Origin of the sequence: Qipengyuania sp. RANM35 (assembly GCF_041021145.2) — a bacterium.
GTDB classification, from domain to species: domain Bacteria; phylum Pseudomonadota; class Alphaproteobacteria; order Sphingomonadales; family Sphingomonadaceae; genus Qipengyuania; species Qipengyuania soli.
Genome location: NZ_CM196433.1, coordinates 910,805 through 930,877, shown reverse-complemented (window position 1 = coordinate 930,877; position 20,073 = coordinate 910,805). Strand labels below are relative to the sequence as shown.

Annotated in this window: 16 protein-coding genes and 1 tRNA gene; 5 read left to right on the top strand and 12 right to left on the bottom strand. The window is 61.2% G+C overall.

Features of this window, described 5'->3' with window-relative positions; translation table 11 throughout:
- Positions 1 to 789, bottom strand: coding sequence for a hypothetical protein (locus RAM60_RS04685; protein WP_369025370.1), 789 nt, complete (start codon positions 787 to 789; stop codon positions 1 to 3).
- 147 nt (positions 790 to 936) lie between these two features.
- On the opposite strand from RAM60_RS04685, the gene RAM60_RS04680 reads away from it, so the two are divergent.
- Entirely contained in the window at positions 937 to 1,422 is a 486-nt protein-coding gene (locus tag RAM60_RS04680; RefSeq protein WP_369025371.1) for a pyridoxamine 5'-phosphate oxidase family protein, read from the top strand.
- A gap of 72 nt (positions 1,423 to 1,494) precedes the next feature.
- Here the strand turns inward: RAM60_RS04680 and RAM60_RS04675 are convergent, their stop codons facing one another.
- Positions 1,495 to 3,075 carry an amino acid permease gene (locus tag RAM60_RS04675; protein ID WP_200983621.1) on the bottom strand — a complete coding sequence of 527 codons (1,581 nt, stop codon included), beginning with the start codon at positions 3,073 to 3,075 and terminating at the stop codon, positions 1,495 to 1,497.
- Positions 3,076 to 3,212: 137 nt separating this feature from the next.
- Here RAM60_RS04675 and panB point away from each other — a divergent pair, with 137 nt between their 5' ends.
- Both panB and RAM60_RS04665 read left to right on the top strand, forming a co-directional pair.
- Complete coding sequence (gene panB / locus RAM60_RS04670) at positions 3,213 to 4,085, top strand: 3-methyl-2-oxobutanoate hydroxymethyltransferase (protein ID WP_369025372.1); 873 nt, start codon at positions 3,213 to 3,215, stop codon at positions 4,083 to 4,085.
- Between the two features lie 9 nt (positions 4,086 to 4,094).
- Positions 4,095 to 5,162, top strand: a complete 1,068-nt coding sequence (locus tag RAM60_RS04665; protein WP_369025373.1) for a DUF475 domain-containing protein — start codon at positions 4,095 to 4,097, stop codon at positions 5,160 to 5,162.
- Here RAM60_RS04665 and RAM60_RS04660 read toward each other — a convergent pair.
- From RAM60_RS04660 to RAM60_RS04630, 7 genes are all read right to left on the bottom strand, one after another.
- Positions 5,095 to 6,096, bottom strand: coding sequence for a bile acid:sodium symporter family protein (locus tag RAM60_RS04660; RefSeq protein WP_369025374.1), 1,002 nt, complete (start codon positions 6,094 to 6,096; stop codon positions 5,095 to 5,097). The two genes, RAM60_RS04665 and RAM60_RS04660, sit on opposite strands and share 68 nt — an antisense overlap.
- A 39-nt stretch (positions 6,097 to 6,135) precedes the next feature.
- Positions 6,136 to 7,866, bottom strand: coding sequence for a tetratricopeptide repeat protein (locus RAM60_RS04655; RefSeq protein ID WP_510640255.1), 1,731 nt, complete (start codon positions 7,864 to 7,866; stop codon positions 6,136 to 6,138).
- A complete protein-coding gene (gene prsR, locus RAM60_RS04650; RefSeq protein WP_369025375.1) occupies positions 7,850 to 9,217 on the bottom strand; it encodes a PEP-CTERM-box response regulator transcription factor in 1,368 nt (455 codons plus the stop codon). Before prsR ends, RAM60_RS04655 begins: the two co-directional genes overlap by 17 nt.
- Before the next feature lies 1 nt (position 9,218).
- Positions 9,219 to 11,327 (bottom strand): XrtA/PEP-CTERM system histidine kinase PrsK, encoded by a 2,109-nt coding sequence (prsK, locus tag RAM60_RS04645; protein ID WP_369025376.1) that lies wholly within the window; start codon positions 11,325 to 11,327, stop codon positions 9,219 to 9,221.
- Entirely contained in the window at positions 11,327 to 12,712 is a 1,386-nt protein-coding gene (locus RAM60_RS04640; protein ID WP_369025377.1) for a TIGR03013 family XrtA/PEP-CTERM system glycosyltransferase, read from the bottom strand. The genes prsK and RAM60_RS04640 overlap by 1 nt, the downstream gene beginning before the upstream one ends.
- Before the next feature lie 135 nt (positions 12,713 to 12,847).
- On the bottom strand, positions 12,848 to 13,141 hold the full coding sequence (locus RAM60_RS04635) for a hypothetical protein (protein ID WP_369025378.1): 294 nt from the start codon (positions 13,139 to 13,141) through the stop codon (positions 12,848 to 12,850).
- A gap of 82 nt (positions 13,142 to 13,223) precedes the next feature.
- Positions 13,224 to 14,606: a helix-turn-helix domain-containing protein gene (locus tag RAM60_RS04630; protein WP_369025379.1), complete on the bottom strand. Its 1,383-nt coding sequence runs from the start codon at positions 14,604 to 14,606 to the stop codon at positions 13,224 to 13,226.
- 152 nt (positions 14,607 to 14,758) lie between these two features.
- Here RAM60_RS04630 and RAM60_RS04625 point away from each other — a divergent pair, with 152 nt between their 5' ends.
- Together RAM60_RS04625 and RAM60_RS04620 are read left to right on the top strand one after the other, a co-directional pair.
- On the top strand, positions 14,759 to 16,357 hold the full coding sequence (locus RAM60_RS04625; RefSeq protein ID WP_369025380.1) for an isocitrate lyase: 1,599 nt from the start codon (positions 14,759 to 14,761) through the stop codon (positions 16,355 to 16,357).
- Positions 16,358 to 16,368: 11 nt separating this feature from the next.
- On the top strand, positions 16,369 to 16,560 hold the full coding sequence (locus RAM60_RS04620) for a hypothetical protein (protein ID WP_510640251.1): 192 nt from the start codon (positions 16,369 to 16,371) through the stop codon (positions 16,558 to 16,560).
- Between the two features lie 87 nt (positions 16,561 to 16,647).
- Here the strand turns inward: RAM60_RS04620 and RAM60_RS04615 are convergent, their stop codons facing one another.
- From RAM60_RS04615 to RAM60_RS04605, 3 genes are all read right to left on the bottom strand, one after another.
- Positions 16,648 to 17,979 carry a M20 metallopeptidase family protein gene (locus tag RAM60_RS04615; protein ID WP_369025381.1) on the bottom strand — a complete coding sequence of 444 codons (1,332 nt, stop codon included), beginning with the start codon at positions 17,977 to 17,979 and terminating at the stop codon, positions 16,648 to 16,650.
- Positions 17,980 to 18,102: 123 nt separating this feature from the next.
- Positions 18,103 to 19,902 carry an SLC13 family permease gene (locus tag RAM60_RS04610; RefSeq protein WP_369025382.1) on the bottom strand — a complete coding sequence of 600 codons (1,800 nt, stop codon included), beginning with the start codon at positions 19,900 to 19,902 and terminating at the stop codon, positions 18,103 to 18,105.
- 85 nt (positions 19,903 to 19,987) lie between these two features.
- Positions 19,988 to 20,071: transfer RNA gene (locus RAM60_RS04605), tRNA-Leu, on the bottom strand.
- Positions 20,072 to 20,073 lie beyond the last annotated feature (2 nt).

Below are 20,073 nucleotides of genomic sequence, written 5' to 3'. Positions count from 1 at the left end.
TCACGCCCCTTGCGGAAGCCGCCTGCGCTGCAGCCCCGCAGTCCAGTCCATCGCGCCTTCGGTGTCGTTGTCCGCGGCCCGCTCGCGCATTGCCTTCAGTCGAACACCGTCCTGGTGCAGCAGCCATTCGCCCGGCGCATGGGTACGGGCGCGGAACAGTTCGGCCCGCCATGCCGGTACGCCTGGCGCCTGCGCGTTCCAGCGGAGCGGTGCTGAAGGCACCGAGATCACCTCCCAGCGCATCCGCGCCGAAGACAGGTCGCGCTGAGCATCGAGACGGACGAGAAACAGCGGCACACCGTGTTTTTGCGCCGCCAGCGTCAGCCGCCGCGAGGCGGTAAAATCGAGCGCCCGCGGATTGCCGGACACTTCCCCGATCACGAAGGCGAGGTCGCGGCAGCGCAAACCCTCTTCCAGGGCAAAGAGCGCATCCTCCGGCTTGTCGGCAAGTACGTGGATTAGCCTTGTCGCCAGTTCCCGCGGCAGGCCGGCACGATAGGGGCGCCCACTCAGTCGCGCTGCCTCGCGCGTCTGCACCCACAGCACGGCGCGGCGGTCCTCTTCCTTACGCACTTCCCCACGGGGAATGCTGCGCCAGTCGTCTAGGGCCAGCGCCAGAGCCACCGCCGCGCCCGCCCCTTCGCGCGATGAGGCGAAGATTTCGCTGTGCAATGCTGGCCCGGATTGCGCAGCCAGCCCCGGACGCCACCGGGCACTGCGCCGCGTGGAAATCGCGGCGACATCCTCAAAGGCCGTGAAAGGCAGTGGAGCAGGATCAGTATGGATCATAGGGAATCGACTCGTATGTTCCTATTATGTTCCATGTCGGTCTAATAGGCAATTCATCCGTGCCCTGCCCCGTCCGAGCGTGAACGCCGGAACGTCCCGCCCCCCGCATGCGTATGAAAGACAAACGCAATCACGAAAGGCCCCCTCATGAAAAACTCCGCAGGCAACCCCGACGAACTGAAGCAGAAGTTCTGGAAGGCGATGGCAGACTCGCCGTTCCTGTTCCTTGAACTCGAAGGTCAGTCGGACACTTCGGTGCCCATGACCGCGCAGCTCGACAAAGATGCCAACAGCGCGATCTGGTTCTTCACCCAGAAGAAGAGCGACTTCGCCAAGCTCGGCAAGGCCAAGGCTAGCTTCACCGCCAAGGACCATGACCTGTTCGCCCGCTTCGATGGCACGCTCTCGGTCGAAACCAGCCAGGAACGTTTCGAGCAGTTCTGGAACAACTTCGTCAAGGCATGGTACGACGGCGGCAAAGACGATCCGGACCTGCTTTTCCTGCGCATGGACCTCGGACAGGCAGAAATCTGGGGTATGGACATCGGCCTACTCAACACTGCCAAGATGGCGCTGGGCATGACCATCCACGACGAGGCGGAAAAGCGCCACGTCGAAGCAGTCGACATCTGATCTGACAGCCGCACAAAAGAAAAGGGCCGCTCCCGAGAGGGGGCGGCCCTTCTTTTTTACCTAGGCGAAACCTCAGTCCGCCGGCGGGTGGATCGGAATCTGGGTTTCCTCACCAGCAACATCGTCGACGACCTCGACGATACCACGGCCCAAATGGCTGCTGCCACGGCTGTAAAGGAAGTAGACGATGATACCGAGTACGCCCCATCCGGGAAGGAAGAGCATCGCGTCGATCGGTAGGTTAAGGAACAGGAACACACAGCCCGCAATCGTCAGCGGAGCAATGATCCACGCCATCGGCACACGGAAGGCGCGCTTGCGCTCCGGGTCACGCCGACGAAGGACCAGCAAAGCGATGGCTACCATCATGAACGCATAAAGTGTGCCCGCGTTGGAGATGTCGGCCAGCTTCCCGACAGGGAAGAAGGCTGCTCCCAATGCAACTGCACCACCCGTCATCATGGTGACGATGTGGGGAGTCTTGTACTTGGGGTGCACCGTGCTGAGCTTTTCGGGCAGCAGGCCGTCACGTGCCATCACGAAGAAGATGCGGGTCTGGCCGAAGATCAGCACGAGGATGACCGAAGGCAGCGCGAGAAACGCCGCAATCCCGAGCAGGTTACCGATGCCCGACCATCCGATCTGGCGCAGAACGTGAGCGAGAGCTTCGTTAGAGCAGACTAGCGGAAGCTGGTCCGCAGCGTAGGTAGCGCACTGGCGAGCAAGCTCTTCGGAACCGGCAGGGAACGGCACTCCGTTCGGACCCATGATCGGCTGGCCACCGATGGTGCCAACAGCACCAGCAGCAACGAGGATGTAGAACACCGTGCAGAACAGCAGCGAGCCGACGAGGCCGATCGGCACATTCTTCTGCGGATCCTTCGTTTCTTCCGCTGCGGTAGAAACCGCGTCGAAGCCGACATATGCGAAGAAGATCGTTGCAGCGGCGCCCACCGCACCGACGCCCGTTCCCCAGCCACCGAAGATCCCGGCAGGCAGGAACGGGTTGAAGCGCTCAGCATCAAACTCGGGGCTTGTCAAAGTCAGCGCAACGAAGGCCGTCAGCGCCGTTACCTTGATTGCCACGAGGATGGCGTTGACCTTGGCACTTTCACTGGTTCCGACGATCAGCAATCCGGTGACCAGCAAGGCAATCAGAAGTGCGGGCAGGTTGATGAGGCCACCTGGTGCGCCGCCAAGCGCAAGCGGGCCTGCAGCAAGCCATGGTGGAAGGGTTACGCCCAACAACTCGTTCAGGAAGGTCCCGCTGAAATAGCCTGACCAGCCGACCGAAACGGCCGCTGCGGCAATGGCGTATTCCATGATCAGCGCCCAACCGACCGTCCACGCAAGAAACTCGCCCATGGTGGCATAACTGTAGGTATAGGCAGATCCAGCGACTGGGATCATTGCGGCGATCTCAGCGTAGCAGAGCGCTGCGATGATGCAGACGAACCCTGCGATGGCAAAAGCCAGCATGAGGCCGGGACCGGCCTTCTGCGCGCCTGCTGCGGTGAGAACGAAGATACCGGTTCCGATCACGCAGCCGATGCCGAACAGCATTAGCTGGAACCAACCGAGCGTGCGCTTGAGCGATTTTTTCTCCGCCGTTGCCAGAATGGCGTCCAGCGGTTTGACCCTATCCAGGAGCATGTGGATTATTCCTCCCATTGGCGGCGCAGCCTTGCCGCGCTTCGCGAATGGGAGGGGACCCTAACGCAAGACCGTTCCATTACAAGGCGCAAACTGCGGGCTTTCCCCTCATAAGTGGCGCGTCTAGAAGGCTCGCCATGTCAACGACCTTCCAGCTCGAGACGAGCACCAGCCGCGCCAATCCGACTCCCAGGCCGATGAAGCGCCTTACGGTGCCCAAGATCCGCACACGCAAGACCGACGGCAAGACGGGGGAACCACTCGTCATGCTGACGGCATACACCGCGCGACAAGCCCAAATTCTCGATCGGCATTGCGATCTCCTGCTCGTCGGGGATTCGCTCGGGCAGGTAATTTATGGTCTGCCATCTACTGTGCCCGTCACACTGGAAATGATGGCGGCACATGGCGCCGCTGTGGTTCGCGGAAGCTATCATGCAGTTGTCGTAGTGGACATGCCGTTCGGCTCATACGAAGCCTCCAAGGAACAAGCCTTCGAAAGCGCCTCGTATCTCGTCAAGCAGACGGGCGCCGCGGCAGTGAAGCTGGAAGGCGGGGCGCCGATGGCGGAAACCATAGCCTTCCTCAATCAGCGCGGGATCCCTGTGATGGGCCACGTCGGACTGACTCCGCAGGCCGTCAATGTTCTGGGCGGTTATGCCGCACGCGGAAGGACCGATGCCGAGGCCGAAACCATCGTGGGGGATGCCAAGGCGCTCGACGATGCCGGAGCATTCGCCATTGTTATCGAAGGCGTGGTCGAACCGATCGCCATCGAGGTTACCCAGTCTGTCTCTTGCCCCACGATCGGGATAGGCGCGTCATCGCAATGTGACGGCCAGGTACTGGTGACCGAAGACATGCTCGGCATGTTCGAGCGCGTGCCCAAGTTCGTGAAGAAGTTCGAGAGCATTTCGGAGGTCATTGAACGCAACGTCGCGCAATATGCACAAGAGGTTCGCGATCGCAGCTTCCCCGGGCCTGAGCAAACCTACCAGCCCAAGGACTGATCTGCGACCATGAGAAATTTCCTGCGTTTCTACGGCTTTTCGCTGGTCTTCACGGTCGTGTGCCTCGGCTTGGGAGCATGGTACGGGTTTTCCAGCACAGGGACGATCCCGGGCACGCTTTCGATGCTTTGGATCATCGTCGTCCTGTCGGTTCTGGAAATCTCCCTCAGCTTCGACAACGCGGTCGTGAACGCCTCTGTTCTCAAGGAAATGGACGAAGTCTGGCAAAAGCGTTTTCTGACCTGGGGAATTGCCTTTGCCGTTTTCGGTATGCGTGTTGTTTTCCCGCTCGCCATCGTAGCAATCGCCGCCGGGATCGGCCCGATGGACGCGGTGAACCTGTCATTGAACCGTCCAGACGAATATGAACGCATCGTCTCATCCGCACATGTCGGCATTGCTGGTTTCGGCGGGGCGTTCCTGGCCATGGTCGGCCTCAAGTTCTTTTTCGATCTCGACAAGGAGATTCACTGGATACGCTGGATTGAAGAGCAGCTCAGCAAGTTTGCAGCGCTGCCGGCGGCAGAAATCGCCCTTCTCCTCCTCGCGCTGTGGGGCATCTCGACAATGCTGCAGCCAGACGAGGCGCTGACATTCTTGGTTGCGGGGATACTTGGCCTCGTAACCTTCATCGCAGTCGAAGGCATCAACGCGATCCTTGAGGCCAAGGAAGAGGCCCGCGCGCTTCAGGGTGCCGTAATGCGGAGTGGCCTTGGGGGATTCCTATACCTCAACGTCCTTGATGCCAGCTTCAGCTTCGACGGGGTCATTGGTGCCTTCGCCTTGTCGAACAACATGATCGTCATCGCTCTTGGTCTGTCCATCGGTGCGATGTTCGTCCGTTCCATGACGATCCACCTTGTTCGCAAAGGTACGCTTGCCGCTTATCGCTTCCTGGAGCACGGCGCCTTCTGGGCGATCATCGTGCTTGGCGCCATCATGCTGCTCTCGGCTCGCTTTCACATATCCGAGACAGTGACCGGGCTGATCGGTGCTGTGCTGATCGGTCTCAGCTTTGCGTGGTCGGTCCGTTATAATCGGCGCCATCCGGATGAGGTGGACCAGCCAGCCGGCTAGCGATCGGCGCAGCGACCACCAACTGGAAGAAATGGTAGATCAGCAAGGCGATCACCACAAAACCCGCAGTTTTGGTGGGGAACATGATAGTTGCAAGCGGAGCACCCACAGCAGCGCTCTTCTGCGCAGCCGCGAATAGAAATGCGATCCGGTCCCCGCGCTCGAGCCCCAGCACACCGCCTGCCCCCCACGCTCCCCAGTTCCCGGCCAGCAGGAACAGTGCGACGAGTGCCAGGATCGACAGCCAGTCGAAGACATTTACCCGGGTCCAGATACCCTGTTCGACTGCCCCGGAGAACGCGACATATATCGCCGCAGCGATGGCAAAGCGATCAATCCAGACGATCTTCCCCTTGTGCTTCGCAATGAACAAGCCCGCCCATCCTTGGGCAAACTGACCGATTGCGAATGGCAGGATGAGAAGGAGCATGATCTTCACGACAACTTCGGAACCGACAGCACCGCTTCCGCTGCCACCCAGGGCGAGGAAGATCGGGACTGTGACGAACACCCCGAGGATGTTGAGCAGTGCGGCACCGACGACCGACAGCGCGACATTTCCTCCGGCCAGCGATGTGTAGGACGTCGCAGACTGCACCGTCGAAGGCAGGGTCCCGAGGTAGAGGAATCCCAGAGCGACCGACGGAGCCAACCATCCCGATGCGAGCTTCGCGAGACCGAGACCGATCAAGGCCATCACGCCAAATACCCATAGCACAAGAGGCAAAAGGAACCGCAGGTTCCTGAACCCTGCCACAATGTCCTTCCGCGCAATGCGCAGGCCGTTGAGCAGGAAGAGCACGAATATCGCGGCATTGGCCACACCTTGTGCAATGGTGCGCGCCTCACCGGTTGCCGGGACAATCGCCGCTAACAGAATTGCCAACACGAGCATGCGCAGCATCGGGTCGGCGAAAAGCGTTCTGGCGGCCATCTGGTGTCACTTACTTAGCCCCACCGCTTTGTCGAGCCATCACCGCCGACCGAGTGAGCGAAGCTTGGTGGACAATTCTGCCCTTGCCTCCACTTGTTCCCGGGGGAGAGAGCCGAGCAAGGCTCGTACAGCGCTCTGGTTCATAGGCTGCAGCGAATTGGCGGCGATGGCATACTGCAGGGCCTCCTCGCTTTCGCCCAAGTGAGCGGCGGCAATACTCCGTGCCGAAAGTACCCAGGGCACGCGCCCATGACCCAAGGACATGGCATGATCGAGCAGCGCGGCGGCCCGGGTCCATTGCCCTTCGAGCGCGTAGGCATCGGAAAGCATTGCTGCGGCCTCTCCGTTCAACGGATTGGCGACTACGAAGTCTTCGAGCATGTATCGCGCGGCTGCTTTCCCGTTCACGCTTGATGCCATTCGAGGGACCAGTGGCCACGGCTTGCGGACCTTCGCCGACTTCGAGTACGCTTGAGCTGCCTCTTCCCTGTTTCCGCTGACCAACAATGCGTCACCCAGCAGCGCCAGGGCATCGCAGGAACCCGGGAACTGCCTGGCGAAGGCACGAGCCTGACGGAGAGCGTCGACGGATTGTCCGCGGGCGATTGCTGACCTGATCCGATCCCTTTCTTCAGGTAGTCCACCGCTTATCGGAAGGGCTGACAGACCTCGGCTTCCCTGCGCAGCAAGGTCGAGAAATCGCGAAGCCGACACACGATCATCCATGGCCTCGTATGCCCTGCCGACGAGGGTCCGAAGGTAGTTGGAACCGGCCGGACCGGCTGCCCGCTTTTCGAACCGGTGGACCAGTTCTGCTTCGCTACCGCCTCGCGACAGGGCCAGCGCCAGCAAATCAACCACCCGGCCGTTGTCAGGCTGTCGTCCGTACAGGCGGTCCAGTGTCTGCGCGGCGCTGTCGAAGTTGCCTTCGTGAATGTCGATGATCGCCGAAAGAAGAAGCGCGGAGGCGACTCCCTCTTTCCCGAGCCCAGACCTTTCCAGAAAGTCCCTTGCGAGAGAAAACTTCCCTCCACGCGCGGCGATTACCCCCTGGATAAACTCTCCGCGGGGATGGCCGACGGCCTGTCCGCCTTCACCGCGAAGCACCCCCAAGGCAGCCTTTGCCCGTCCCGCATCGCCCAAGGTCGCGGCGAGGTCGATACGGATATCGAGATTACCGGGTTGTGCGGCGAGCGCCCTCTCGAACCACCGGATACTCGGCACGACCCCCTGCGAATCTCTCGACAGCTGGCCTCTAAACTGCAGAGCTACGGCCTGCTGCGGTCCAAGCGCTACAGCTCGATCGGCCGCTTCGAGAGCCTGCAACTGTTCACCGCCACGATACCGAAGCCGGCCGATGTCCACCCAGAGCGCAGCACTTCCGGGGTCCAGAGACAATGAACGGTCAAATGCCTGACCGGCTGCAGGCAGATTGCCCCTCGCCATGGCCAATCGGCCCTGCATCCGAAGTCCGTGAGCCCGCGTATCTTCGCTGAAATTCCCCGGATCGAGCCATCTTGCAGCTTCCTCGAGATCGCCTCTGGCCAGGGCAGCCTCGCCAAAGTAGGCAGCCAGGGCCGGGGACGGTGCACCTTCGGACAGCAACTCAACGAGGATAAATTTGGCGCCAGCGGCATGTCCGGATGCCAGCTCGCCTTTGGCCCGCTCCAGCGGAGCAACGTCTGGGCTTCGTTGACCGCAACCGGTCAGTCCCGCAGTGTAGGCGAGCAGCAGGATTCCAAGGGCGAGGCGATCACGCCTGGAGGTCATACTGTTTCAGGAGATCGTATAGCGTCGGCCGACTGATCCCCAGCAACTTCGCCGTGTTCGAAATGTTGCCTTCGGTTCTTGCGAGAGCCTGACGGATCATTCGCCTGTCGGCCTGTTCGCGAGCCGTCTTGAGGTTCAGCGCCAGGTCCGCGCCATCCTCGTCGGTATCCAGCAGATCGAGATCTTCGGCCCCCACCAGCTTGCCGTCCGCCATGATCACCGCGCGTTTGACGCGGTTCTCGAGTTCGCGAACATTGCCAGGCCAGCCCCAATTGTCGATCGCCGACAGTGCATCGGGCGCGAAGCCTTTCACGTGCGGGTTCATCTCGGCCGAGAAACGGGCAAGAAAATGCTTGGCGAGCAGCACCGCATCGCCCGGGCGCTCCGAAAGCGTGGGCACCTTCACCACGATCTCGGCAAGGCGATAATAGAGGTCCTCGCGAAATGTGCCCTCGCCGATCATCGCCTCGAGGTCCTGGTGCGTCGCACAGACAATACGGGTGTCCACGGCGATCGGTTTGCGGCCACCGATGCGTTCGATGGTCCGCTCCTGCAGGAAACGGAGGAGCTTCACTTGCAACGGCAAGGGAATGTCGCCGACCTCGTCGAGGAAGAGGGTTCCGCCATCGGCAAGTTCGATCTTGCCCTCTGTCGTCTTTACCGCCCCGGTGAATGCGCCCTTTTCATGCCCGAACAGCTCACTTTCGAGCAAATTCTCGGGGATCGCCGCGCAGTTGATGGCGATGAAGGCTCCGCTGCGTCGGTCGCTTGCCTGGTGCAGACCCTTGGCGAGAAGTTCCTTACCGGTACCGCTGGCTCCCAGGAGCATGACAGAGACATTGGTCGGCGCGACACGCTCGATGGTGCGTGCGACCTTGCCCATCTCCGGTGCTGCCGTGATCATGGAACCGAGGACCGTGCGATCCTCGCCGACCTTGTCCGCAAGGCGGCGGTTCTCGCTTTCGATCTGGTGCAGGCGATAGGCCCGCTGGACGATCAAGCCCAGCGTGTCGATATCCACGGGCTTCTGGTAGAAGTCGTAAGCACCCTGCTCGATCGCACGCAGAGCGCTTTCACGCGCGCCATGACCGGAGGCGACGATGACCTTGGTGTCCGGCTTCATCGCCATGATCGCTTCAAGCACCGCAAAGCCTTCGCTCGTGCCGTCTGGATCCGGCGGCAGGCCGAGGTCGAGGGTAACGACGGGCGGCTCTTCCGCGCGCAAGGCAGCAAGTGCAGCCTCACGGTTGCCCGCAATGACGACATCGAAGTCGTCATAAGCCCACTTGAGCTGTGCCTGCAGGCCTTCATCGTCTTCGACGATGAGCAGTGTTGGTCTCGTATTGGCCATATCAGACGGTCTCGTAGTTTGCAGGGTCAGGGCTGCGCCTGATCAGCTGGTCGGCAGCCAGCAAAGGCAATGCGACGGTGAAGCGCGATCCGATCCCTTCGCGGGATTCGACATCAAGGCGACCACCCATTGCCCGAACCATCTCGCGAGCCTCGAACGCGCCAATGCCAAAGCCGCCATCCTTCGATGAAACGAACGGCTTGAATAGTCCGTTGCGGAGGAACTGCGGGCTCATGCCACGTCCGTTGTCGATCACGTTGATCTTGCCGCAGACGCCATCCGAATAGACTTCAAGTGCCACCGCGCTGTCGTTGTCGCTCGCATCGATTGCATTCTGGACCAGGTGAACCAGAGCCTGCTCCAATGCTTCACTGTCCCCGGTTACCAATGCACTCTCCACCCGCAGGAGCGAAACGGTGTGCAGGTGGGCAAAGCGCTTCTGGAGAGTGCGGGCAACAACTGCCATGTCGAATGGCTCCGCCTTCGCAGTGTCCTTGGGGCCATAGCGCGCAAGGCGTGCCAGCAGGGCATTGAGCTTGTCTGCGCTGTTGCGCAGCGTCACCAGCATGTCCTTGCGGAATTCCGGCTTGTCGGCATGTTTTTCGGCGTTGCGAAGCAACAGCGACATCTGGCTCGACAGGTTCTTGATGTCATGCATCACGAATGCCATCCGCCGGTTGAACTCATCAAAGCGTCCAGCTTCCAGCAGTGCCGCCTGACCGCTTTCCTCGGCCAGGTAGCTGGCCAGCTGTCGCCCGACGACGGTGAGGAGATCGAAATCCTCCCAATCGAGTTTGCGCATCGCCGGGGGGCGGGAAAGGACGGCAAGCCCTACCAGGCGGTCGAAGTGAAGCAGCGGAACTGCTGCCCAGACACGCCTGTCGTCGCGCAACCACTGAGGCACAGCATCGCGTTCACCGTAGTGATCCTTGCCATCGCGCACTTCATCGAGGTCGAGGATCAGCTCCTCGCGTTCTAGTATCGCCGAAAGCGCTGCAGGAGCTGCGGGTGCCGGGATCTCATCGCCATGCCAGCGCCATTTTGCGGCAATCTGCAGCGCACCGGTTTCATCCGGTACCAGGAGCAGGCCGGATGGACTGTCAGTGATATCGGCAAGCGCCTTGACTGCACGCTCCTGCAGGCTGGTTTCATCGAAGCCTGTCCTGCCGATTGTATGAGTAAATCGGATCCACTCAGCGCGGTAATCGTAGCGGTGTTTGAACAGGTGCTTGATTGCCGTCACGCGAAGCCAGCCGCGCATGCGCTGTGACGGCAACCAGATCAGCGCCAGAGCTCCGGCTGCGATCACCAGTCCCACTTGCGCAAGCCTCGCCAGATCGCCGGTCAGCAGGTCCAGCCACCGCGCCACCGCGACCATCATGACGAGGTAGGCACCGATCACCAGCAATGACAGGAAACGGAAAGTAACAGCACGCGATGGACGGAACTCCAGGCCTGCCGCCGCCCGGGCAAAGCCGAACGCAAAGGGGACTGCGACAATACCCGCTGCCAGACCACGCACGGCCGCAATCTGGCCAGGAACCGCACCGATAATATAGCTGACGGTGTAATAGTTGAGATCAAACGCCCAGAGACCGGCCAAAGCTGCGGCATTCCACCGCAACAAGCTGCGCGAGGCCACGGATGCACCGATGTAGAGGTTATGAACGAGCACCAGTGCGCCAATGGCCACCATTATCCGGAAAAGTACGGCGGTCTCGAAGACGAGCGAGGCTATCTCCGGCGTAAAGGAGTAACGCTTTGCCAGCAGCAGCAAGGCGAAGTGCAATATTTCTACGAAGCCGAGTGCAACCATCGCGGGCCGCACGATGCGCAGGCTCTCGTCACGACCATCGTTGGCGAAATGGCGAAACAGCACAAACAACCACCCAAGATTGCGTGCGATTTCGGTCAGCTCGACCATAAAGTTGCCCGGCTCGAAACTCGCCGCCGCGAAGCACCAATTTGCAGTTAGCGCTAGCGCGGCAATAGCTGGCGCCCGGTCGCTGCGGTTGGGATCGCCCCTGCTGCCCACCCAGACCGCGGCGATGGCACAAATAATCGCGCCGATCGAATAAGCGGCATATGATAGGGTCCCCGCCCAGATCATCAGCGCGCACCTGCCGGCCAGAGGATCACCCGCGCAGTCTGCAACAGGATCAGGATGTCGAGGAAGGGAGTGTAGTTCTTCGCGTAGTACAGATCGTACTCGAGCTTGTGCCTGGCATCCTCGATGCTTGCGCCATAGGGATAGTTGATCTGCGCCCAGCCCGTGATCCCTGGCTTCACCACATGACGTTCCGCGTAATAGGGCAGCTCGCGTTCAAGATCGGCCACGAAATGCGGCACTTCGGGACGTGGTCCAACGAAGCTCATTTCGCCCTTCAGGACACTCCACAACTGAGGGAGTTCATCGATTCGAACCTTGCGAATGATCCGTCCGACGCGAGTAATGCGCGGATCGTTCTCCTCTGCCCATTTCGCACCGTTGGCTTCCGCATCGGTGCGCATCGAACGCAGTTTGATAAGCGTGAAGTCTTCGCCGTAGAGACCCACGCGGCGCTGGCGAAAGAACGCTGGCCCCTTGCTCTCAAGCTTCACCGCGGCCGCAAAGAAGACAATCAGGGGCAAGGCGACCACCAGGATGACCAGGCTGACCGCAACATCGAAGCCGCGCTTGAGTATACGTGAAATCCGCTGTTCGGCCGAAAAACCGTCCGAAAAGATCAGCCAGCTGGGGTTGAGTGTGTCCAGGTCGACGCGGCCCGTCTCGCGCTCGATGAAGCTCGAGTAATCGTTGACGTTCACGCCTTTCGTCTTGATCCGCAGCAGTTCCTTCAATGGCAACGAGTTGCGGCGTTCCTCCAATGCAAGGACAACCTCGCTGGCGCCAAGCCGCTCGACGTAGCGGCCGAAATCCTGGATCGACTGCCGTGGGACGGAATGTTCGATTTCGGGTGTACAGTCGCCCATGTCGACGAATGCGGTAGCGATGAAACCGCTTCCTGGCCTCTTCGAAAGCCGCATCAGCCGAGCAGCGCGCTTCCCCGAGCCAAGCACAAGTATCCGCCGACGAAAGGTCTCGATGCCGATCATTCTCTCTGCGAAGTAGCGCGCAATGACGAGCCCGAAGAAGGCGATGATGGTCGCGTAGAACAGGATCGAGCGCCAGAACACCGATCCTGGCAGGATGAAGTTGGCGATGGCAATCGCACCCACGCCCAGCAATATTGCAACGAGCATGCGGGAAGCAGCGAAGCGGATGGAGCGCAATCCCTCAGGGCTGTAGGCACCTACCGCGATCATCGTCAGCCAGGTCACGAGCGCAAATCCGCTCAGCTCGATCAAACGGTTCTCGAGCAATCCGATACTGCTTCCGATCTGCGTGATACGGATGCGCCAGGCGACTTCGCCGGCGGCCACAAGGACAAGCAGGTCCAATATGCCGAGCAGCACGACATTGTACGAGATGTAGTGCTTGAAAAGGCGGATCATCTTGTCCGGGCTCGCGAATTCCAGGTGTCGGAATTCTTGACTAGCAGACAGGGATGAATTGTCGGTAAATTTTACACTGACAAGAATAAGGGCGACGAAGCAGTGCCTCGCCGCCCTTGTTCTTCGAAAATCGCCTTAGTTGGAAACGGCGTCCTGAACGGCTTCGCCGGCATTCTGGGCGGCATCGCCAACCTCGTTGGCAGCATTGCCGACTTCACTGGCGGCTTCCGCAACCGCATTGTCCTTGGCCACTTCCGCGCCGCTCATCTGGGTGAGGAAGAAGATGCCCACTACGGCGACGATCAGGACGAGGAGCAGGATGCCCCAGTTGGTCCCGCCGCTGCGGCCTTCACCGTCGGTAATGACAGTATGAGTGGTATGCGTATCGCCGGTCGGCGTGGTCGTTTCGGTGATGCGTTCTTCGGTCATTTTTCGCTCCCTGCGAATGAGATTTTGGAGCGTAAAACGTGTGCGACCTCGCTGCGGTTCCTCAACCGCCGAAGATCGTTGGTTAATTGCCTGCAAACTCGAACGGCGTGATGCCGTAGCGGACCGGATCGAAAGTGAGCCGTCGACCGGTGGGTGGCAGCGATCTCTGGCTGCACCGTACCCGATGGCATCGACGGCAGCCGGGTCCGATGGGCTGCGCATCGTCCGAGCGCAACGAAATGCCCCGCGCCTGGGCAAGATCGCCCGCGAGGACCGCCTCAACACCGATCGAGACGACGAATTGCGTTTCGCCCGGCTCCCCGCGCCCTTCGACCGTGCGGGAAATCGTCAGCCAGCCCCCCTCGCGTTCCCCAGCAACGTCGAGTGAAACAAACTGCACCTGCAATTCCCCTGCTCGCTCGAAAGCGCGGTGCGCATGCCACAGTGGGCAACTGACGTCGGAGTTGACGAACCGCGCAGTGCTCGCCCCGACGAAGGTTTTCGAGAACTGGCCAGCCCGATCGACCCGAACCATGAAGAACGGCAATCCTCGCTGCCCGACGCGCTGGAGCGTGGTCAGGCGATGGGCCAGCTGCTCGAAGCTCACGCTGAAGCGCCTTAACAAGACCGGCAAGTCGTATCCGGTGGCTTCACAGGCACGCAGGAAACGGGAGTACGGCATCAGGAGCGCCGCGGCGAAATACCCATCGAGATGGCGCGTGAACAGCCCTCGTGCAGTCTCGTCATCGAATTGCGCACCCTTGGCAATGGCATCGATTTCGTCGCGAAATTCCAGGCGCGCGATTGCAAGCGCGAGTTGGAAATTGCGCGATGCCGCGCTGAGCATTTCGGAAAGCTGTATCTGGCGCGCATGGAGGTCGAGACGGCGCATGCTGTCGGGCATTACGTCGCGCGGCAGGATGCGAACGGAAAGCTGGTGCCGTTCGCGCAGACGGTCTGTCAGCGCGAGCCCAATATCTCCACGCGACAGGCGCATTTCATCGGCAAGTTCCTCGGCAGCGTTGTCAAGATCGGCGAAATGATTGCGCCATTTCTCGATCTCCCGGCGCAGCGCGAATAGGGGATCGTCCTCTTCGACAGGCGCCCGCCCCGCATTATCGTAGAGGCGCGCAAATGCCGCTGCGGCTTGGGGAGCGCTGGCGAGCAATTCCTGCATTTCCTCACGGTCGATGCCAAGATCGGCAAAACGCTCGTCGGCGAAACGGCGGGCGAGACCATCGATGCCGCCGATCGCCTCATCCTCGCGCAAGGTGCGGGGATCGAAGTCGAACTGCTCGACCAGGCGCATGACCACGCGCGCACTGATTGGACGCTGGTTGCGCTCGATCAGGTTGAGGTAGCTCGGAGATATGTCCAGTCGCGCCGCAGTCGCGGCCTGTGTGAGCCCCTCACGCTTGCGCAGGCGACGGATGGCAGGACCGGCGAAGAGGGCTTCCTCAGCCATTGCATGTCACTTTCTTTACACATTTACATACTCCCTACCGCGTCAGCACAAGTCTAGACAAGATTTTTTGTAAATTTTCCTGTCGCGAATCTCCACCCTCCCCCACATCGGTTGCGAGGCGATCACGCCCCAGACGATCAAGGAGCATACCCGTGACCTACTCGGCCCGGATCAAGGAACTGAACGAAACCATCGCTGCCAACGGCACCCCCTGGGCTGCCATCGACGCCGAGAGCGCCGCGCGCATGGTCGTACAGAACCGCTTCCCCACCGGCCTCGACATCGCGAAGTACACCGCGAAGATCATGCGCGCCGACATGGAAGCCTATGACCGCGACCCTGCGAACTACACGCAGTCGCTCGGCACCTGGCACGGTTTCATTGCGCAGCAGAAGCTGATCAGCATCAAGAAGCACTTCGGCAATACCAAGCGCCGTTACCTCTACCTCTCGGGGTGGATGGTCGCCGCCCTGCGCAGCGAGTTCGGGCCCCTGCCCGACCAGTCGATGCACGAAAAGACCTCGGTCTCTTCGCTGATCGGCGAGCTCTACACCTTCCTGAAGCAGGCCGACGCCCGTGAACTGGGTGGCCTGTTCCGCGAACTCGACGCTGCCAAGGCCGCGGGCGACGCAGTCAACACGCACCGCCTGCTGCGCCAGATCGACGAGCATGAAACGCATGTCGTTCCGATCATCGCCGACATCGACGCCGGTTTCGGCAATGCCGAGGCGACCTACCTGCTCGCCAAAAAGATGATCGAGGCCGGCGCCTGCGCGCTGCAGATCGAGAACCAGGTGTCGGACGAAAAGCAGTGCGGCCACCAGGACGGCAAGGTCACTGTTCCGCATGAGGACTTCCTCCAGAAGATCCGTGCGATCCGCTACGCCTTCCTCGAACTGGGCGTTCCCGACGGCATCATCGTTGCGCGCACAGACTCGCTCGGCGCGGGCCTGACCAAGCAGATCGCCTACTCGACCGAGCCCGGCGATCTTGGCGACCAGTACAACAGCTTCCTCGATTGCGACGAAGTCGATCCGGCCGACATCACGAACGGCCAGGTCTTCATCAGCCGCGATGGCAAGCTGCTGTCACCCAAGCGCCTGCCCAGCAACCTCTACCAGTTCCGTTCGGGGACCGGTGAGGACCGCTGCGTGCTCGACTGCATCACCTCGCTCCAGAACGGCGCGGACCTTCTGTGGATCGAGACCGAGAAGCCGCACATCGAGCAGATCGCCGGCATGGTCGACCGCATCCGCGAGGTCATTCCGAACGCCAAGCTGGTTTACAACAACTCGCCCAGCTTCAACTGGACGCTGAACTTCCGCCAGCAGGTCTACGATGCCTGGGAAGCGGCAGGCAAGGACGTGTCGGCCTACGATCGGGCCAAGCTGATGAGCATCGACTACGACGCGACCGATCTGGCCGCCGAAGCCGACGAGAAGATCCGGACCTTCCAGCGCGATGCTGCGAAGCGCGCCGGCATCTTCCACCACCTCATCACGCTGCCGACCTACCACACGGCTGCGCTGAGCACGGACAACCTCGCCAAGGAATACTTCGGCGACCAGGCGATGCTGGGCTACGTCAAGAACGTCCAGCGCGAGGAAATCCGCCAGGGCATCGCTTGCGTGAAGCACCAGAACATGAGTGGCAGCGACATCGGCGACGACCACAAGGAATACTTCGCCGGCGAGGCAGCGCTCAAGGCTGGCGGTGCTGCAAACACCATGAACCAGTTCGCTGCGGCGTAAGGAGAGAGAGGATGACGAGCATGACCGACGACACTCCGAAGACGGAACCGGGCCGCGCCCGCGCACTGTTCTCGACCGCCGACTTCCGCCTGCTGCGTACCGCGCTTACCGCCTACGCCCGCCAGACGGACGACCGCGAGGAGCTGGCCAAGATCAACGCGCTGCACCACCGCCTCGGCACCTACGTGCCGTCAGACGGTTGACGGGCAACTAGAATTCAACAGTTCTCCTGGGGAGGAGAATACGGCCGTCGGAGTGTCCCCAACACTCCGGCGGCCACAATTTTATGACTAGCCCTTGGTTTTCGACATGAGGTCGATGGCCGTGCTGGCCAGAGCCTCTGCCCCCGATGCGATAACCTTTTCCGCATCCGGCGCCCAGAAGGGCGAATGGAGCGAAGGCAGGGTCGCACCGGTTTTCGCGGCTTCCTCGATGGCTTCGGGACGTTCGCCTCCGACCCACAGCATCACCGACTGGACATTTGCCGGATCGGCGCGGCGATAGCGCGAGAAGTCCTCGCCCGGCATGATCGGCGGGGCGCTCACAACTCTTTCGGCGCCGAAACGTTCGACCAGCGGAGCGACGACCTGCGCAGTGAAGCCGGGTTCATTGATCAGTGATGGCGTGAAGCCCTCGCCGAACTTCACCTCGGGCATCAGGTTCTCGGGCACGCCCGAAGCCATGGCCTCGCCCGCAACGATCCGCTTGATCCCGTCGATCAGCCGCGCGCGCTGTTCGTCAGTGAAGCTACGCACGGTAAGCTGGAGGTGGGCGGAATCGGATATGATGTTGTAGCGCGAGCCCGCATGGAAGCTGCCAACGGTCACGACCGCGGGTTCTATCGGATTGTTCTCGCGACTGATCAGGGTCTGCAGGCGCATCACGATGGCACTCGCAAGGACGATCGGGTCCTTCGTCGTATGGGGAGCCGCGCCGTGGCCGCCGACCCCCTTCACGTAGATGTCGACGCTATCGACATTGGCCATTGCCGGACCGCTCGCATAGGCGATCATGCCCGCCGGAACGCCCGACATGTCATGGAAGGCCAGAGCATAGTCGGGCTTGGGAAAGCGCGTGTAGAGCCCGTCGTCGAGCATCGCCTTGGCGCCCTCGCCCGTTTCTTCCGCCGGCTGCCCGATCATGACGAGCGTGCCCGACCATTCGCCCTTGCGTGCAGCCATCTGGCGAGCGGTCGCGATCCACGCTGTCATGTGCGTGTCATGGCCGCAGGCATGCATGATGCCGGTCTCGCCGCCGGAAGGCGGGATGCCGCGCTGCTTGCTGGCAAAGGGAAGCCCGGTCTGCTCGACCACGGGCAAGGCGTCCATGTCGGCCCGGATCATGACGGTCGGTCCCGGCCCGTTCTCGAGAACTGCGACGATACCTGTCCTGCCGACGCCTTCGGTGACCTTGAAGCCCGCCTTGCGCGCGGCATCGGCCATGACCTTGGCCGACCGTACCTCCTGGAAGCTCAGCTCGGGGTGCTGGTGCAGGTCACGGTAGATTTCCATCAGTGACGGCATGTCGGCGGCGATGGCGGTGCGAAGGTCGTCCGCGCTGGCAGGAGCAGCCGTAGCGGCCATTGCCAATGCGACGAGTGCTGCAGGACCCGAGTTGGACATTCTTCTCACTCTCCCAACAGGATGGAACACATGGAGCACGGTCCATGAAACCTGAAAACTCGCCGCATAACCTTACATCGGCGTCGCGCTCACTGTTGCAGAGCCGTCACCGTTAGGAAAGGCTCACAGTCCGTAGGTCACCACCAACGCGATCGACAAGGTCGTGACCATGAGCAAAACCAGCGGCACGCCGGTACGGATATAGTCCCGGAATTCGTAGGAGCCTTCGGACATGATCAGCATGTTCGTCTGGTACGCAATAGGCGTCGCGTAACACAGGTTGCAGCCGAACAGCACGGCAAGCACCAGCGGTTCGGGAGGCAAGCCAAGTCGGGTCGCGATGGCAAAGGCGATGGGTGTGCCCACCGTGGCAGCGGTCGCGTTCGAGGCGAAGTTGGTGAGGAATGTAACCGCCAGCATGATCGCCGCGAGTGCGGCAGCAGGAGGCAGGTGTTGCAGGCCCAGCGCCATGACACCGCCAATCCATTCCGCAGCCCCGCTGTCGAGAATGATCTTGCCGATCGCAATGCTCGCGGCGACGAGGACGATAACCTTTGCCGAGAGTGCTCGCCCGACACGGTCGAACTTCACGCATCCGGTAACGAACATCAGGATCGCCCCGGCAAGGGCGGAAATTGCGATCGGCAGGAAGCCGACCGAGGCGAGCCCAACCGAACCGACCATGATCCCACCGGCTAGAAGTGCCTTCGATCGACGGGGGAGTTCGCGCATCCCTTCGAGTATGAGCAGGCTGTCCGCACGGGCGAAGGACTGGAGATCGTCGGGCAGGCCCATGACCAGCAGGACATCACCCTCGGCAAAACGCTGTTCTCCGCCTTGCAGGGGAATTTCGCGCTCACCCAGAATGCGGTCCGGCCGGTGAATGCCGATCACCGCTACGCCATAAAGGTCGGCAATTCCGGATGACGGGAGAGTGCGACCGATAAGCCGGGAGTCCACCGTTACGGTCATTTCGACGACCGCGATATCGACACGGCTTTCATCGGACCTGCGCTTTATGCGGTCGAGGACCCAGCTGGGTGCCGTATCACCCCTCAGGATGCGCGATGCCTCCTCGATCGCCTCATGAGTCCCCGACATGCGCAGGCGTTGGTTGGGCCGCAGGAGTCCCAGCGGGACGTCGCCAAACTCGATTTCCGCGGGAAGCCTTGAGAATACCTCGCTCAGCTCACGCCCGTTAAGGATCGAATTCTCGGTAATCCGCAAACGCGTTTCGAACCTGCGCGAGGCGTGGGTTTTCTCCACCCGGTTGTCGCCCAGCATGCGAGGCATCACCAGCCAGAGGTACGGCAAGGCGAAAATTGCGGACACGAGCACAATGGGCGTGAACGAAAACACCGACATCTGTCGCAGACCGAGGTCGACGGCGATCGAGGCCACCAGGATATTGGTCGAGGTGCCGATCGTGGTCGCCATGCCGCCGATCAACACTGCGGCGTTGAGCGGTATCAGTGTCTTCGATGAGGCCATACCACCGCGTGCGGCCAGCTGCACGAATATCGGCAGCAGGAGCACCATGACCGGCGTGTCGTTGACACCCATTGAAAGGAGGAACGCAACAACCAGCGACAGCAGGAGGCCCAACTGGCCGTTCAGCTTGAACACCCGCTCGAGGAATCGCGCCGCCGGGTCCAGCGCCCCGGTGACGACTAGCCCCCGCCCCATGATCATCAGTGCGCAAATTGTAATGAGTGCGTAGTGCCCGAAGCCCGAGAATGCCGTCGTCAGCCCGTCAGTGGGCTTGGTATCGGGCAGCGGGAAGAAATAAAGGCCGACGGCAATGACGGCGATCGTCAGGAGCGAGATGATCTCGACCGACATCTTTCCGCGCGCAAAGCCGACGAACATTGCAATGGTCACGGCCATGGCCGCGATGGCGTGGTATGAAGGAACCCCGATCATCTGTGTTGGGCAATTTCAAACCTTTGCCCGCAACACAAGGTATTTCGGGATTTCCCGACCCGTCGGTCGCAATCGATCTGGTGGCTGGTACCCCTGGCCGGACTCGAACCGGCACTTCAAAGAAACTCGATTTTGAGTCGAGCGCGTCTACCAATTCCGCCACAGGGGCAC